Below are 15,830 nucleotides of genomic sequence, written 5' to 3' on the forward strand. Positions count from 1 at the left end.
GTAGTCAAGAGGCGGATCGGTTTCATGGGGCTCCTGGTGGTGTCGGGGGGAGGGCAGGTCGGCGCGCCTGCTCTTGCCTGACGTATCGCATGATGTGGATGAAGCTGTCGGTCCAGACCAGCCGTCGATTGGCGGCGAGGAAGCGCAGCAGTTCCTCGTGCGCCTCCCTGGACACGCTGAGGTAATCGCCGCCGATGCCGTGGAAGGTGAAGTTGACCATGGTCCCGCGCCGCATTGCCTCCTTGACGATCGCAATCAGTTCCGCGCCGCTGCTGCCGCTGGGGGCCGCCACCGGCACCGCGAGCGGATCGAGCGTGTCCATCGACGCGACCACGCCGCTGCCGCTGCCGGCCTTGATCGCCACAAAACCGGCGCGCACGGCGGGCAGGTAATCGCGTCCGGCAGCCAGGGTGTCGCCGCAGGGGACGGTGAACGTGCGTTCCCGGCGTCCGTCGATTGCCGCCAGCATGACGTTGGCCAGCAGGACCTGGTCGCGCATCTGTTCCACGCTGGTGGTATCGAGATCGCGGTGCGGCGCGACCCAGTCGCGTCCGGGCTTGCTGCGCGCGCACTGGTGAAACAGGCTGTGATTGCCGAGTTCGTGACCACGCCGCGCGGCCGCGCGCCAGTCTTCCAGGCGCCGCGCCACCGCCGGATTCGACAGCTGCAAGTAGAAACTGCCCTTGAGGCCATGCCGGTCCAGGGCGGGGAGGGCGTGGTCGAGCTGGGAGTCGAGGGCGTCGTCGTAGGCGAGGCTGACCGCGGCACGCATCCCGTGCGGCCACGCGAATGCCGGCCCCGGCCGGTCGGCCGCGGCGGCTGGCGTGCCCGCCTGCAATCCGATCGCCAGGGCGAGACCGGCCATCCAGGCGCTCACTGCAGTCGTCTCCCCTCGTCGCGCCATGCGCCCCTTTCGGTGAATAATTGGAAACGTTACCATAACGGCTGTCCGACTATAGCACCGGCAAAATTTCAATGTCAATTGCTGGTTCATGGATCACGTGGCGCCGGGGCATGTGCCGTCTCCCTCGCGGCCTGGCCGATGTTGCAAATCAGCCGCATTCCGAGTCGTACCTAGATGGAATATTCCGTTGACAATTTTTTTTTCCAACCCTAATATTCAGCCAACAGCCATGGAAACGTTTCCATGTTGCTGATAGATGGCTTGAACAAATCATGGCATTGGAAGATGCGAGCCTGAGCAATGACGGAAGAACGAGCGCAACGCGCACCCCTTACCCGCTACCTGGCAGCGAGGACATCGGCACCGGCCGCATGTCCTCGCTGTGCCGTCTGGCGGAACGCGCCACGCGCAGCAGGCTGCGGGTTGAAGGCAAGGATGTGAGCTAAGACGGCAGTAGGACAGCAGTAGGGATGGCAGTAAGGACGACAAGTGCGCTGCAGTCCGGCGCAGCGATCGAGCGGCAGGCCGGCACAGGCAGTGGAGACACCGTTGGAGCGGGCGGCGGTCATTTTAAAAAAAAACAGGAGAGCACATGTATTACCCCAAGGCTAAACAGACATTGATGAGCCTGGCAGTAGCCAGCGCGTGCACGGCGTTCATGCCGGCTTATGCCCAGGAAGTTGCCCCGACGCCGAACGCGGTTGCATCGAGCGACCCGGCGGCGGTCACCCCGCAGGAGGCCAGCACCCCGTCGTCGCCGGCCGGTGTCCAGACCGTCGTCGTGACCGGCCTGCGCGCCAGTCTCGAATCCTCGATGGCCCTCAAGCGCAACGCGCAGGGCTTCGTGGACGGCATCGTCGCCGAAGACATCGGCAAGTTCCCGGACACCAACCTGGCCGAATCGCTGCAACGCATCAGCGGCGTGTCGATCGATCGCAGCATCGGCGAAGGCTCCAAGGTCACCGTGCGCGGCGTCGGCCCCGACTTCAACCTGGTGCTGCTGAACGGCCGCCAGATGCCGACCTCGAACCTGGGCGACCGCCCGGGCCGCGCCTACGACTTCGCGAACATCGCGTCGGAAGCGATCTCGCAGCTGCAGGTGTACAAGTCGGCGCGTGCCGAGACCCCGACCGGCGGCATCGGCGCCACCATCAACGTCCTGACCGCGCGTCCGCTGTCGCGCCCCGGCCTGCAGGCCAGCGTCGGCATCAAGGGCGTGTACGACAAATCGGCCGATAACCTGCCGGGCGACGTCAAGCGCGGCGGCAAGGTCACCCCTGAAGTGTCGGGCATCTACAGCAACACCTCCGCCGACGGCCGCTTCGGTATCGGCCTGTCGGGCAGCTACCAGGAACGCAACCTGGGCTATAACGTGGCCTCGGTGAGCAACGGCTGGAAGGGCCCGTTCCGCGGCGACGAGAACAACTGGGGCACCATTCCCCAGCCGGGCACCCCGGGCTCCGAAAACATCACCAACCGTCCGGATCCGAGCGACCTGTACCAGGTGCCGCAGAACCTGAACTACGCCATGAGCGGCATCCAGCGCCAGCGTACCAACGGCCAGCTGGTATTCCAGTTCGCACCAAGCAAGGCGCTGACCACCACCCTCGACTACACCTATTCGGAAAACAAGATCCAGACCCGCCGCCAGGACGTGTCGGCCTGGTTCAACTTCGGTCCGTCCACCAGCACCTGGACCGATGGTCCGGTGGCCGCACCGCTGATGTACACCGAGCTGATCCCGGGTAACAACAGCGACATCGCCATGGGCGGCGCCGACTTCGCCACCAAGACCGAGAACAAGTCGCTCGGCTTCAATACCGCATGGCGCGTCAACAACGACCTGCGTCTCGAACTCGACGCCCACAAATCGACCGCCGAATCGACGCCGGACAGCCCGTTCGGCTCGGCCAATACCCTGGGTACCGCCAGCTTCAGCCGCGGTGACACCAGCGTCGACTTCTCGAAAGACTTCCCGGTGCTGAGCATCAAGGGCGCCGACTTCGCGCGCGCCCCGCAGCAGGTGACCGGCTCGGTGTTCGAGAACGGCTACGTGAAGAGCGAAGTCAAGCAGGTCCAGACGCACGCCAGCTGGAAGGTGCTGGAAGCCTCCGAACTGAAGTTCGGCCTCGGCCACACCGACGTCAGCAACCGTTCGGCCTTCTCGGTGCAGCAGCGCGACACCTGGGGCGGCGCCACCGTGCCGTCGGACTACCCGGCCAGCTACTTCCACCAGGAGAGCCTGCGCCAGTACTTCGACAACATCGACGGCAGCGACAACCCGAACCTGTTCAACACCTTCTACACCTTCAACTTCGACGCGGTGCGCCAGCTGGCGGCCAAGGCATCGGGCCAGCCGAGCCTGTACCTGCCGAAGACCACCTACGACACCGACCAGCGCACCCGCGAAAAGTCGAAGAGCCTGTACCTGCAGTTCAACACCGACTGGGATACGGCCCTGCCGCTCCATACCTCGATCGGCGTGCGCTACGAGAAGACCGACGTCACCTCGACCGCGCTGGTGCCGATCGCGACCCAGATCAGCTGGGTGTCGCAGAACGAATTCCCGGTGAGCTTCGGCGAGCCGAACTTCACCACCCTTACCGGCAAGTACAAGCACGTGCTGCCGAGCTTCGATGCCGACGTCGACCTGCGTTCGGACATGAAGGGCCGCTTCAGCTACGGCGAAACCATCGGCCGCGCCCGCTACGACCAGTTGACCGGCGGCCAGGTGCTCGATACGCTGGCGCGCGTCGAGGGCGGCACCGGACGCCAGGGCAACCCGGGCCTGCTGCCGGTCAAGTCGAAGAACATCGACCTGGCCTGGGAGTGGTATTACAGCAAGTCGAGCTTTGTCTCGCTGGGTCACTTCCGCAAGCGCCTGGAAAACTACGCCGGCCAGTCGCAGGTCATTGCGCAGCCCTTCAACCTGCGTACGCCGGTCGGCGGCGCCTACTGGAACGCCGCGCTGGCCAATGGCTGCGCGAATGCGGACACCACCTGCATCCGCAACTACATCTTCCGCAATTTCGCCGGCCAGCCGGGCGTGACGCGCGGTGCGGACGACCCGTCGGGCAACGCCACCGGCACCATCGTCGGCCAGCCGAACGATCCGATCGCAAATTTCAAGATCACCAGCTTCTCGAACCAGAAGGAAGCGCGCCTGCGCGGTCTCGAACTGAACGTGCAGCACATGTTCGGCAGCAGCGGTTTTGGCATCCAGGCGAACTACACCAAGGTCGACTCGGGTCTGCAGTACGACAACTCCAGCATCGGCGAGCAGTTCGCCCTGGTGGGGCTGAGCGATTCGGCCAACCTGGTGGGTATCTTCGAGAACGACAAGTGGAACCTGCGTGCGGCCTACAACTGGCGCGACAAGTTCCTGTCGTCGACCTTCGACGGCTCGGGCCCGAACCCGAACTATGTCGAGGCCTACGGCCAGCTTGACCTGAGCATCGGCTACAACGTCAACAAGAACATCAGCGTCCAGTTCGAAGGCATCAACCTGACCGACGAAATCCGTCGCGTGCATGGTCGTAACGAGCGCCAGGCCTTGTACGTCGAGCAGTCCGGTCCGCGCTACATGCTGTCGGCCCGCTACAAGTTCTAAGCCGCAGCTGTTGCGCCTGAGCGCAACAGGGGATAGCAGCGGGCCGTGGTCTCAGCCACGGCCCGCTGGCGTCTTTTTGGGTTAGACTTGCCCAGCGTCAGTTTTTTGGAAACAAACATGGTGAGTACCACCATCAGGCATGTCGTCATCGTGGGCGGAGGCTCGGCCGGTTGGCTGACCGCCGCCGTCCTTGCATCGAGCTTCCAGCCGGCCGAGGGTGGCGGCCTGCGCGTCACCCTGATCGAGTCGCCCGACGTACCCGCGATCGGCGTGGGTGAGGGCACCTGGCCGACCATGCGCGATACCCTGCGTGCGTGCGGCCTGTCCGAATCGGCTTTCTTTCGCGAATGCGACGCCGCCTTCAAGCAGGGCTCGCGCTTCAACCGCTGGGTCAGCGGCCTTGAGGGCGACTATTATTTCCACCCCTTCGTGCTGCCCCAGGGCTGGGGCGAGGCCGACATCGCCGGTCGCTGGCTCGAACGCCATGCGTCGGTACCGTTCGCCGACCTGACCAGCTACCAGCCGCACCTGTGCGTGCATGGCCGCGCGCCGAAGCAGGCCGCCACGCCCGAATTCGCGGCGGTGGCCAATTACGGCTACCACCTCGACGCCGGCAAGTTCGGCCTGTTCCTGAAAAAACACTGCATCGAGCAGCTCGGCGTGCAGTATGTGCCGGACCACGTCACCGCTATCCTGTCACACGACAATGACGACATCGCCGCCCTCCAGACCAGGGAGCACGGCGAACTGGCGGGCGACCTGTTCGTGGACTGCACCGGCATGCAGTCGCTACTGCTCGGGAAGCACTACGGCGTGCCTTTCCTGCCGCAGCGCGGGATCCTGTTCAACGACAGCGCGCTGGCGGTCCAAATACCGTACGCGAACGAGAACGACCCGATCGCCTCGCAGACCAGCTCCACCGCGCAGCAAGCCGGCTGGATCTGGGACATCGGCCTGCCGACCCGGCGCGGCATCGGCCACGTGTACTCCAGCGCGCACACGAGTGACGAAGCGGCCGAACGCGCGCTGCGCGCCTACATCCGCGCCACCGGCGGTCCGCAGGACATCCCGTCGCCGCGCAAGCTGAGCTTCGAACCCGGCTACCGCGCACGCTTCTGGCACCGCAACTGCGTCGCCATCGGCTTGTCCGCCGGCTTCATCGAGCCGCTGGAAGCGTCGGCGCTGGCGCTGGTCGAGCTGTCGGCCACCATGCTGGCCGACGAGATGCCGGTCACGCGCGCCCAGATGGACATCAGCGCCCAGCGCTTCAACGACACGTTTACTTACCGCTGGGAGCGGGTGATCGATTTCCTCAAGCTGCACTACGTCCTGAGCCGGCGCAGCGCAGAACACGACAGCAGCGGCTACTGGCGCGACAACCGCAGCAGCGAGACGATTCCGCAGCGCCTGTCCGACCTGCTGGCGCTGTGGCGCCACCGCCCGCCTTCGCGCGACGACTTCAACCGCATCCTGGAGGTATTCCCGGCGGCGAGTTACCAGTATATTTTGTACGGGATGGGCTTCCAGCCCGAACCCGGCCTGGCCCGGCGCGAGCGCGTCGGGGAGGGCGACGGCGCCATGGCGGATGCGTTCCTGCGCCAGGCCGCCGAGCTGACGCGCAGGATGCTGCCTGCGCTGCCGGACAACCGCACGCTCATCGCGCACATCCTGCGTCACGGGCTGCCAAGCTAATAAACGACAAACTGAAAGAGACACACCGATGGCCAATCCCGTCCTGCTGAATAACATCGATCACAAAGACCTGCGCGTGATCACCCGCCACGGCCGCGACATGGACGAAAGCCACGCTTTCATCCAGACCTTCCACGCCGAGTTCCGCCTGCTGCAGGCCCACTATCCGATCATCTTCCGCAAGCAGGACGAGGCCCATCCATTCGAACCGATCGCCCTGCTCGGCTTCGAGTCCGACGAAAACCTGTTCCTGAGCGAAAACGGCTGGGATGCCGCCACCCTGCCGCTGCTGGTGGAGCGCCTGCCGTTCCTGATCGGTCGCGAGGGCGACGAGCTGATGATCCACATCGATCTCGACAGCCCGCGCATCAGCAAGACCGAAGGCGAGCCGATCTTCCTGCCCCACGGCGGCATGTCGCCCTATCTGGAGAACGTCAACTCGATGCTGCTCACGATCCACGAGGGCATGCAGTCGAATGCGGCCTTCATCGACGCGCTGGTGGCGCACGAACTGATCGAAGGCTTCTCGCTCGACGTGACCCTCGACGACGGCTCGCAGAACCGCCTGGCCGGCTTCTACACGATCAACGAAGAACGCCTGGCCGCACTCGACGCCGCGGCGCTCGACAGCCTGCACAAGGCCGGCTGGCTGTCCGCGATCTACTTCCAGATCGCGTCGCTGTCGAATTTCCGCGCGCTGATCGACCGCAAGAATGCACGCCGTGCCGCCCGCGCCTGAACTGGCCGTGCCTAAGCCCATCCGCGAGCTCAGCGGCCTGACGCCGCACGACCTCGGGCCCGGCATTCTCGCGTCCACCGAGCCGGTGGTGCTGCGCGGCCTGGTCGCGGCCTGGCCGATGGTCCAGGCCGCACGCGAGTCGGCCGGCGCGGCCGATGCCTACCTGCGCCGCTTCTACCGCGACGCCACCGTCAACGCCATGCTCGGCCCGCCCGAGATCGAAGGCCGCTTCTTCTACAACGAGCGGCTGGACGGCTTCAACTTCGCGCCGGTGCGCGTGCGTCTCGACAAGGTGCTGGACGAGCTCGGACGTTACCGCGGCGCGGCGCAACAACCGGCGATCTACGTCGGCTCGACCACGATCGATGCCTGCCTGCCCGGTTTCCACGACGAGAACCGCATCGACCTCGGCGGACGCGACGCGCTGGGCTCGATCTGGATCGGCAACCGCACCCGCATCGCCGCCCACTACGACCTGCCCGACAACCTGGCCTGCGTGGTGGCCGGCCGGCGCCGCTTCACCCTGTTCCCGCCGCAGCAGGTCGCGAACCTGTATATCGGCCCGCTCGACCTCACACCGGCAGGGCAGGCCATCAGCCTGGTCGACTTCCTGCAACCCGACCTGGCGCGCTTCCCGCGCTTCGCGGTCGCGATGGAACACGCGCTGGCGGTCGACATGGAGCCGGGCGACGCCCTGTTCATCCCCAGCATGTGGTGGCACCACATCCAGGCGTTGGAAGATTTTAATGTACTGGTCAATTACTGGTGGCGCCAGTCGCCCGACTACATGGACACGCCGATGAACGCGCTAATGCATGCATTGATGAGCGTGCGCGACCTGCCGCCGGAGCAGCGCAAGGCCTGGCAGGAGCTGTTCCGCCACTACGTGTTCGAGGCGGACGAACAGACCGCGGCCCACATTCCGCAGGCCGCGCGCCGTGCGCTGGCGCCGATGGACGCCGACAGCGTGCGCAGCATCCGCGCCCAACTACTGAAAAGAATGAATCGCTGAGGAGACAAGCATGGACCTGGCAGGAAAGGAAATGAACGGCATGGGCAAGCCCATCCGCCGGGTGGTCATCGCCGGCGGCGGGACCGCCGGCTGGATGGCGGCGGCCTGTATCTCGAAGGTACTGGGCAAGCGCCTCGACATCAAGCTGGTCGAATCCGACGAGATCGGAACCGTCGGCGTAGGCGAGGCCACCATCCCGACGCTGCTCAACTTCCACCACCTGCTCGAGATCAACGAGCAGGAGTTCATGGCCGAGACCAAGGCCACCTTCAAGCTCGGCATCAGCTTCGAAAACTGGCGCAACGTGAACGAGGATTACATCCACTCGTTCGGCCTGACCGGCACCGACCACTGGACCGCCGGCTTCCAGCACTTCTGGCACAAGGGCCGCGAGCGCGGCCTGGCGGGGGAGTACGGCGACTACTGCCTGGAACTGCGGGCCTCGCAGGAGAACAAGTTCGCCCACCTGCCGCAGAACGCCAGGAGCGCCGGCATGAACTACGCCTACCACCTGGATGCGAGCGCCTACGCGCGCTACCTGCGCAAGTTCAGCGAGCGCTTCGGGGTGCAGCGCATCGAGGGCAAGATCGTCGACGTCAGCACCAGCGCGCTCACCGGCAACGTACGCTCGATCACGCTCGATTCGGGCCAGGACATCGAAGGCGACCTGTTCATCGACTGCACCGGCTTTCGCGCGCTGCTGATCGGCCAGGCGATGGGCGTGCCCTACGATGACTGGTCGGAGTGGCTGTTCAACGATTGCGCGGCAGCGGTGCAGACCGCATCGAATGGCGACGCGATCCCGCTCACGCGCTCGATCGCCCACCCCTTCGGCTGGCAGTGGCGCATTCCGCTGCAGCACCGGGTCGGCAACGGCATCGTGTTCTCGAGCCGCTACGTCGAGGAAGACGCGGCCATTCAGGCGCTGCTCGCGAACATCGCCGGCGAGCCCTTGACGAAGCCGCGCGTCATCAAGTTCACGCCGGGCCAGCGCCGCCAGGTCTGGAAGAACAACGTGGTCGCGGTGGGTCTCTCGAGCGGCTTCCTGGAGCCGATCGAATCGACCAGCATCCACCTGATCCAGCGCAGCATCATCCGCCTGATGCAGATGTTCCCGACCAGCGGCATCGTCCAGACCGACGTCGACGAGTTCAACAGGCAGGCCGCGACCGAGATCGAACACATCCGCGACTTCATCATCCTGCACTACAAGGTCAACAACCGGATCGACGCGCCCTATTGGCGCGACGCCCGCAACATGGCGGTGCCGGCCTCGCTCCAGCACCGCATCGACCTGTTCCGCGAGACCGGGCGCGTGTTCCGTGTGCCGAACGAGCTGTTCGCCGAGAATTCATGGATCCAGGTGATGCTGGGTCAGGGCATCATGCCCTACCGCCACCACCAGACGGCGGACCTGATGGGCGACGAGGAGTTGTCGCAGTTCCTCGGCGCCATCAAGGGGCAGATCGACCGCACCGTGGCCGGGCTGCCCTCGCACCAGTCCTATGTGGAGCGCTACTGCGCGGCGCCGAAATAAGGCGCCCCGCAAACAAACATGCCCGCTTCGAAAAGCGGGCATTTTTTTACCGGATGGTCACATTCAGGCCGTGGCCACCGGCTGCTTGTGCAGGTTCGCGTACTTCAGGCCGAAGTACAGGATGAACAGGTAGCACGCGGCCGGCACCAGGAAGGACGGCTGCAGGCCGATGGTGTCGGCGAACATGCCCTGCACGAAAGGAACCACGGCGCCGCCGACGATGGCCATGCACAGGATGCCCGAGCCCTGGCCGGTGAACTTGCCCAGGCCGTGCAGCGCGAGGCTGAAGATGGTCGGGAACATGATCGAATTGCACAGGCCCACTGCCAGGATCGCCCACATCGCCAGCTTGCCTTCGGTGAAAGTCGCCAGCAGCACCAGCAGGATCGAGCCGAGCGCATTGAAGGCCAGGGTCTTGCCCGGGCTGACGTAGCGCATCACGGCGAAGCCGATGAAGCGGCCGACCAGCGCGCCGCCCCAGTACAGGCTGACGTACTGCGCCGCATCCGCATGGCTCAGGCCCGCGATGTTGGCCTCGCCGAGGAAGTTGATCAGGAAGCTGCCGATGCTGACTTCGCCGCCCACGTACAGGAAGATCGCGACCGCGCCCAGCACCAGGTGGCGGTAAGCCAGGGCGCCGCCCTTGCCGTCCACGGCCGGCTTGCCGTCGTCCGCATGGCTGATCTTCGGCAGCCTGGCCACCGCGAATAGTACCGCCAGCGTTGCCAGCGCCGCCGCCAGGGCCAGGTAGGGACCCTGCACGGCCGCCGCTTCCTGCGCCTTGTGCGCCGCCTGCTCGGCGATCGGTAATGCGGCCAGCTGGTCCGCGCTCAGCGCCACGGTCGACAGGATCAGGAGCCCGCCCAGTGCCGGCGCCACGGTGGTGCCAAGCGAGTTGAAGGCCTGGGTCAGCGTGAGGCGGCTGGAGGCGGTGCGCGCCGGACCGAGCACGGTGACGTAGGGATTGGCCGCCACCTGCAGGATCGTGATGCCGCTCGCCAGCACGAAGAAGGCGAACAGGAACAGGCCGTAGCCGCTTTTCGACGCCGGGTAGAACAGGGCGCAGCCGGCCGCCGCGATCATCAGGCCGGTGACGGCGCCGTTCTGGTAGCCGATCCGGCGGATCAATGCACCTGCCGGCAGCGATACGATGAAATAGGCGCCGAAGAAGCAGAATTGCACCAGCATCGCCTGCAGGTAAGTCAGGGTGTAGATCGACTTCAGGTGCGGGATCAGGACGTCGTTGAGCGACGTGAGCAGTCCCCACATGAAGAACAGGATGGTGACGATGACGAGGGAGCCGGTGTGCGGGTTGTGCTCGTCGACGGGTTGCGCCAGCGACGGCTTCGGTGATGCTTGATTGGGTGCTGCGTTTTGCATGATGTCTCCGTATTGTTATGGCAGTGCCGCGATGTGGTCTGGCGCGACCCGGTCTGGCGCGACCCGGTCTGGCGCAACCCGATCCGAGAGCATGGCCGACACGCCGCGCAACGCTGGATACTGCTCGGTAATGAGGTAGGTCGGGATGCGCGCGAGGTAGGGGCTGAGGCGCCCCTTGTCCTCGAAGCGTGCGCGAAAACTTGATTCCGTGAACAGCCGGCCGAGGCGCGGCACGATGCCACCGCCGATGTACATGCCGCCGGTCGCGCCCAGGGTCAGCGCGACGTTGCCCGCCACGCTGCCCAGCACTGCGCAGAAGGTCTCGACCGTCTTCGCGCAGTCGGCCGAGCTGCCTTCGATCGCGGCCTTGGTAATGAGCGGCGCTTCGATGCGCTGGCCGCTCAAGGCCCAGTGGATCAGTTCCAGGCCCATGCCCGACAGCAGGCGCTCGGCGGACACGTGCCCGTAATCGGCCCACAGCGCTTCCAGGATCGCCACTTCTTCCCTGGTGGACGGCGCGAACGTGACATGGCCGCCTTCACCGGCCAGCGGAATCCAGCGCTTTCCCGCCGGGATCACGCCGGACACACCCAGGCCCGTGCCCGGTCCGATCAGGCCGATCGGACGGTTCGGCAGCTCGATGCCACCGCCGATGCGCTCGCGTCCATCGGCTGCCAGGTGCGGCAGCGACATCGCCAACGCGGCGAAGTCGTTCACCACCAGCAGCGTCTCGAGGCCCTGCTGCTGGCGCAGTTCCTCGATCGAGAAGCTCCAGTGGTGGTTGGTCATGCTGACCCGGTCTTCCTCGACCGGATTGGCGATCGCGATGGCGGCGTGGCGCACGCTGCCCACCGCGAGCCCGCGGCCGGCGGCCTGGCCCAGGTAGGCCTGCATGGCCTCGCCCAGGGTCGGGTAGTCGGCGCCGGCCAGCACCTCGATATCGACGAAGTCCTCGCCTGACTGCAGGGCGAAACGCGCATTGGTGCCGCCGACATCGGCCAGCAGGCGCAGCTCCTGGTTCCCTGCGACGCTCATTTGAGGTCCTTGCAGCGCACGGCATCCGGTTCGCCCGCGGCGCCGCCGGCGATCTCGATGTTGGTGAAGGCCGCGGCAAAGGCCGCGTCGCTGCTCACGCTGAACGGCGCCTCGACCTTGGCCAGGTCGGTGCCCTTGGCCTGGAAGCAGGCCAGCGGGATCTTGACAGTCTGCTTGCCCTTGCCGGCCAGGCGCTTGAACAGGGCGGTGGTGTCGAGCGTGCCGGCGCCCATGCGCATCGTCACCTTGCCCGCCGGCGCACCGGACACGATGGTGTCGAAGCGCAGCGCGGCCTTGGCGGCGGCGGCGGCCGGCAGCACCATCGCACGGGCGCCGCGCGCCTCGACGGTGGCCGGGCCGGTCCAGGTCACCAGCTTGGCGTCCTGCTGGGTATTCACCTGCGCGGTCTGCACCGTCACGCCCGGCAGGCTGAAGCTCGCGTTCAGGTCGGCGCCCAGCACCAGCGCCTGCTGTCCGCTGCGGATGGTCAGCGGGAAGCTGGCGCGGTCGGCCTGGCTGAACACCGGGAAGGTGTTGCTGACGCCGCAGCCGCCGGCCGGATAGGTGGCGTCCAGCTTGCCCACCTTGGACCGGACGCTCGTCTGCAGGCCGTAGCCGTAGGCGAACAGCGGCGCGTAGTTCTTGTCGCCCACGTTCAGGTCGGTCTGGCAGGCCGATTTCGGCCACGAGAAGGACAGCTTGCCGCTGAACTCATACGGCTTGCTGCCGGCGACCAGCAGGTCCGACACGCCCTTGCCCTCGGTGCCCGGCAGCCAGGCGGCCACGAACACGTCCGACAGGTTGAGCAGGTCGTTGACGTAGAGCGGTCGGCCCGCCACGAATACGGTGACGACCGGTTTGCCCTTGCCGGCGACGGCCTGCAGCACCGCCAGGTCTTCCGGATAGCGGCTCGAATGGCGCAGGGTGCCGTTCGGGCCGATGTCGCCGTCGCCTTCGGCGTACGGACGCTCGCCGATCACGGCCACCACCACGTCGTACTTCGACACGTCGACGCCCTTGGCGTCGGCGCTGAAGCTCACCTTGTCCTTGCCGGCCGCTTCGCGAATGCCGCTCAGCACCGTGTCGGCGTTCGGGAAATCGGCATTGGTGTTGGCGGTGCCTTGCCAGGTGATCGACCAGCCGCCGGTCTGGTTCGACAGATCGTCCGCGCTCTTGCCGACCACCAGGATCTTCTTGCCGCGTGCGATCGGCAGTACCGGGCTGTCGTTCTTGAGCAGCACCAGCGATTCACGCACGGCGCGGCGCGCCAGTTCGCGCGATTGCATGACTTCGTCCTTGCCGGCGTAGGCGTTCTGTGCCGGGCTCTTGTCGAACAGGCCGGCGCGCAGCTTGACGCGAAGGATGCGGCTCACCGCATCGTCGATGCGCGCCATCGGGATCTCGCCGCTTTCCACCTGCTTGATCGTGTTGGAAATAAAGGCTTTCCAGTCGTCCGGCACCATGATCATGTCGTTGCCGGCATTGATCGCCTGCGGGCAGCTGTCGTTGCGGCAGCCCGGCACCTCGCCGATGCCGTTCCAGTCGGTGACGACGAAGCCGTCGAAGCCCATCTTCGTCTTGAGCACGTCGGTGAGCAGGGCGCGGCTGCCGTGCATCTTGCCGTAGTCGGTAGCCCCCGCCACATCGTTCCACGAGTTAAACGAGGACATCACCGTCTGCACGCCCGCCTGCAGGGCAGGGTAGTAGCCGGCGGCGTGGATGTTGATCATCTGCGACCTGGTCGACTTGTTGACGCCGCGGTCCTTACCGTGCTCTGTGCCGCCATCGCCGATGAAGTGCTTGGCGGTGGCGATGGTGTTGGCGTCGTCCTTGAGCATGCCCTGCATGCCGCGCACATAGGCGCCGGCATAGCTGCTCACGATGTCGGGGTTCTCGGAATAGCTCTCGTAGGTGCGTCCCCAGCGGTCGTCGCGCACCACGGCCAGGGTCGGGCCGAACACCCAGGCGATGCCGCTGGCGCGCGTCGCCTTGGCGGTTGCCGTGCCGATTTCCTCCAGCAGCTTGGGATTGCGCGCCGCGCCCAGGCCGATGTTGTGCGGGAAGAGCGTCGCGCCATACACGTTGTTGTGGCCGTGGACGGCGTCGGTGCCCCACACGACCGGCACCTTGACCGCCATGTCGGTCGCCATCGAGGCCTCGTGGTAGCGCTGCGCCAGCGCCAGCCATTCGGCCGCCGTCGCGTGCTTGTTCCCGTTCGGCCAGCTGCCACCGCCGTTGAGCACCGAGCCGAGGTAGTAGCGCTTCACGTCTTCCGGCGTGGCGCTCTTGATCTCGGGCTGGGTCATCTGGCCGACTTTCTGCGCCAGCGTCATCTTGCCGAGGATGTCGCGGACGCGCTGCTCGAGCGCGGCGTCACGGGCGATGGCGCTGTCGACCTTCGGCCAGTCGCTCATGGGGGCCGCCGTCGCGGAGAAGGGCACAGGAAGCGTCAGTGCGATGGCAAGCGCCAGCACCGGGTTGCGAAGCATGGGTTTCATGGATTGTCTCGGTAATTTATTGTCTGGTTGTTCATTCGCCGCGCAGGAAGGAGCGGTACCACTTGCCGCTGCCCTTCAGGCGGCGCTGCTGGCTGGCGTAATCGATGTGGGTGAGCCCGAAGCGCTTGCGGTAGCCCTCGGCCCATTCGAAGTTGTCGAGCAGGCTCCAGGCAAAGTAGCCCTTCACCGGCACGCCGTCCTGGATGGCCGACTTGAGCGTGGCCAGGTGGCGCATCAGGTAGTGGCGGCGCTGGACGTCGTCGATCTCGCCGTCGGCGCCCACCTCGTCGGCGTAGCACGAGCCGTTCTCGGTAATGTACATCGGGCCCGGGTGATAGTCGTTCTCGATGCGGGCCAGGAGTTCGGCCAGGCCCTCGGGCGCCACTTCCCAGCCCATGTAGGTGGTCTCGACACCGGGGCTTGGCGGCAGCACGCGCGCCGACAGCGGCGCCTGCTGCGGATCGTGCTGGATGGTCTCGGGGAAGTAATAGTTCACGCCAAGGAAGTCGGTCGGCACGGCGATGGCTTCGAGGTCGCCCGGCAGGACGATGGGGGCGGCGTCTCCGACCGCTTCCACGGTCGCCTGCGGGTAGCCGCGGCCGTGCAGCGGATCGAGGAACCAGCGATAGCGCAGGCCGTCGTGGCGCTCGGCGGCGGCGATGTCTTCCGGTCGGTCGCTGGCCGCCCGCACCGGGTGCAGGCTCAGGGCAATGCCGACCTTGGCGTTCGCTACGTTCGCGCGGATCAGCGGCACCGCCTTGCCGTGCGAGAGCAGCACATGGTGCGCCACCTGCAGCGCGGTCTTGAAGTCGGTATTGCCCGGGGCATGCCAGCCTTCGAAATTACCGATGATCGCGGTGCACCATGGCTCGTTGTGCGTGATCCAGTGCTGCACGCGGTCGCCCAGGCGGCGCGTCATGGCATCGACAAACGCCAGGTAGGCGTCGACCGTGGCGCGCTCGTTCCAGCCGCCGCGGTCCTGGAGGTACTGCGGCAGGTCCCAGTGATACAGCGTGGCCCAGGGCTGCATGCCGCGCTCCAGCATGCCGTCCACCAGGCGCGAGTAGAAGTCCAGGCCCTTTTCGTTCGGCTTGCCGCCCACTTCCGAAAAGATGCGCGGCCAGGCGATCGAGAAGCGGTAGGCGTTCAGGCCCATGTCGCGGCCGATGTCGAAGTCTTCCGGCCAGCGGTGGTAGTGGTCGCAGGCGACCGACCCGTTCGAGCCGTCCTTGATCTTGCCCGGCGTGGCGGCGAAGCGGTCCCAGATCGATTCGACCCGGCCATCCTCCTGGGCGGCGCCTTCGATCTGGTATGACGAGGTGGCGCAGCCCCACAAGAAGTCGGAGGAAAAGTCGCCGCGCGATGGTGCGGTCGGCTCGGAAGCGGTAGCTTTTGTCATGGTCTTGTCTATGTTGATCCGCGT

At 66.0% G+C, this 15,830-nt stretch carries 11 protein-coding genes; 6 read left to right on the forward strand and 5 right to left on the reverse strand.

Features of this window, described 5'->3' with window-relative positions:
• Window positions 1–22: 22 nt before the first annotated feature.
• Window positions 23–865 carry a polysaccharide deacetylase family protein gene (locus tag IM543_02030; GenBank protein ID QOY96480.1) on the reverse strand — a complete coding sequence of 281 codons (843 nt, stop codon included), beginning with the start codon at window positions 863–865 and terminating at the stop codon, window positions 23–25.
• A gap of 311 nt (window positions 866–1,176) precedes the next feature.
• Here IM543_02030 and IM543_02035 point away from each other — a divergent pair, with 311 nt between their 5' ends.
• The 6 genes from IM543_02035 (at window position 1,177) to IM543_02060 (ending at window position 9,494) form a co-directional block, all read left to right on the forward strand.
• Complete coding sequence (locus IM543_02035) at window positions 1,177–1,350, forward strand: hypothetical protein (GenBank protein QOY94718.1); 174 nt, start codon at window positions 1,177–1,179, stop codon at window positions 1,348–1,350.
• Window positions 1,351–1,496: 146 nt separating this feature from the next.
• On the forward strand, window positions 1,497–4,514 hold the full coding sequence (locus IM543_02040; protein ID QOY94719.1) for a TonB-dependent receptor: 3,018 nt from the start codon (window positions 1,497–1,499) through the stop codon (window positions 4,512–4,514).
• A 117-nt stretch (window positions 4,515–4,631) separates the two neighbouring features.
• Window positions 4,632–6,206, forward strand: coding sequence for a tryptophan 7-halogenase (locus tag IM543_02045; GenBank protein QOY94720.1), 1,575 nt, complete (start codon window positions 4,632–4,634; stop codon window positions 6,204–6,206).
• A 28-nt stretch (window positions 6,207–6,234) separates the two neighbouring features.
• Window positions 6,235–6,945: a SapC family protein gene (locus tag IM543_02050; GenBank protein QOY94721.1), complete on the forward strand. Its 711-nt coding sequence runs from the start codon at window positions 6,235–6,237 to the stop codon at window positions 6,943–6,945.
• Window positions 6,920–7,957: a cupin-like domain-containing protein gene (locus IM543_02055; protein QOY94722.1), complete on the forward strand. Its 1,038-nt coding sequence runs from the start codon at window positions 6,920–6,922 to the stop codon at window positions 7,955–7,957. The genes IM543_02050 and IM543_02055 overlap by 26 nt, the downstream gene beginning before the upstream one ends.
• Before the next feature lie 31 nt (window positions 7,958–7,988).
• A complete protein-coding gene (locus IM543_02060; GenBank protein QOY96481.1) occupies window positions 7,989–9,494 on the forward strand; it encodes a tryptophan 7-halogenase in 1,506 nt (501 codons plus the stop codon).
• Between the two features lie 63 nt (window positions 9,495–9,557).
• On the opposite strand, the gene IM543_02065 is transcribed toward IM543_02060, so the two are convergent.
• The 4 genes from IM543_02065 to IM543_02080 are packed head-to-tail and all read right to left on the reverse strand — an operon-like array spanning window position 9,558 to window position 15,806.
• Window positions 9,558–10,874 (reverse strand): sugar MFS transporter, encoded by a 1,317-nt coding sequence (locus IM543_02065; GenBank protein QOY94723.1) that lies wholly within the window; start codon window positions 10,872–10,874, stop codon window positions 9,558–9,560.
• A 15-nt stretch (window positions 10,875–10,889) separates the two neighbouring features.
• Window positions 10,890–11,909 carry a glucokinase gene (locus tag IM543_02070; protein ID QOY94724.1) on the reverse strand — a complete coding sequence of 340 codons (1,020 nt, stop codon included), beginning with the start codon at window positions 11,907–11,909 and terminating at the stop codon, window positions 10,890–10,892.
• Window positions 11,906–14,407, reverse strand: a complete 2,502-nt coding sequence (locus IM543_02075) for a glycoside hydrolase family 3 C-terminal domain-containing protein (protein ID QOY94725.1) — start codon at window positions 14,405–14,407, stop codon at window positions 11,906–11,908. The genes IM543_02070 and IM543_02075 overlap by 4 nt, the downstream gene beginning before the upstream one ends.
• 31 nt (window positions 14,408–14,438) lie before the next feature.
• Entirely contained in the window at window positions 14,439–15,806 is a 1,368-nt protein-coding gene (locus IM543_02080; GenBank protein ID QOY94726.1) for a beta-glucosidase, read from the reverse strand.
• Window positions 15,807–15,830 lie beyond the last annotated feature (24 nt).

The sequence above is a fragment of the Massilia sp. UMI-21 genome (assembly GCA_015277795.1).
Classification (GTDB): Bacteria; Pseudomonadota; Gammaproteobacteria; order Burkholderiales; family Burkholderiaceae_D; genus Telluria.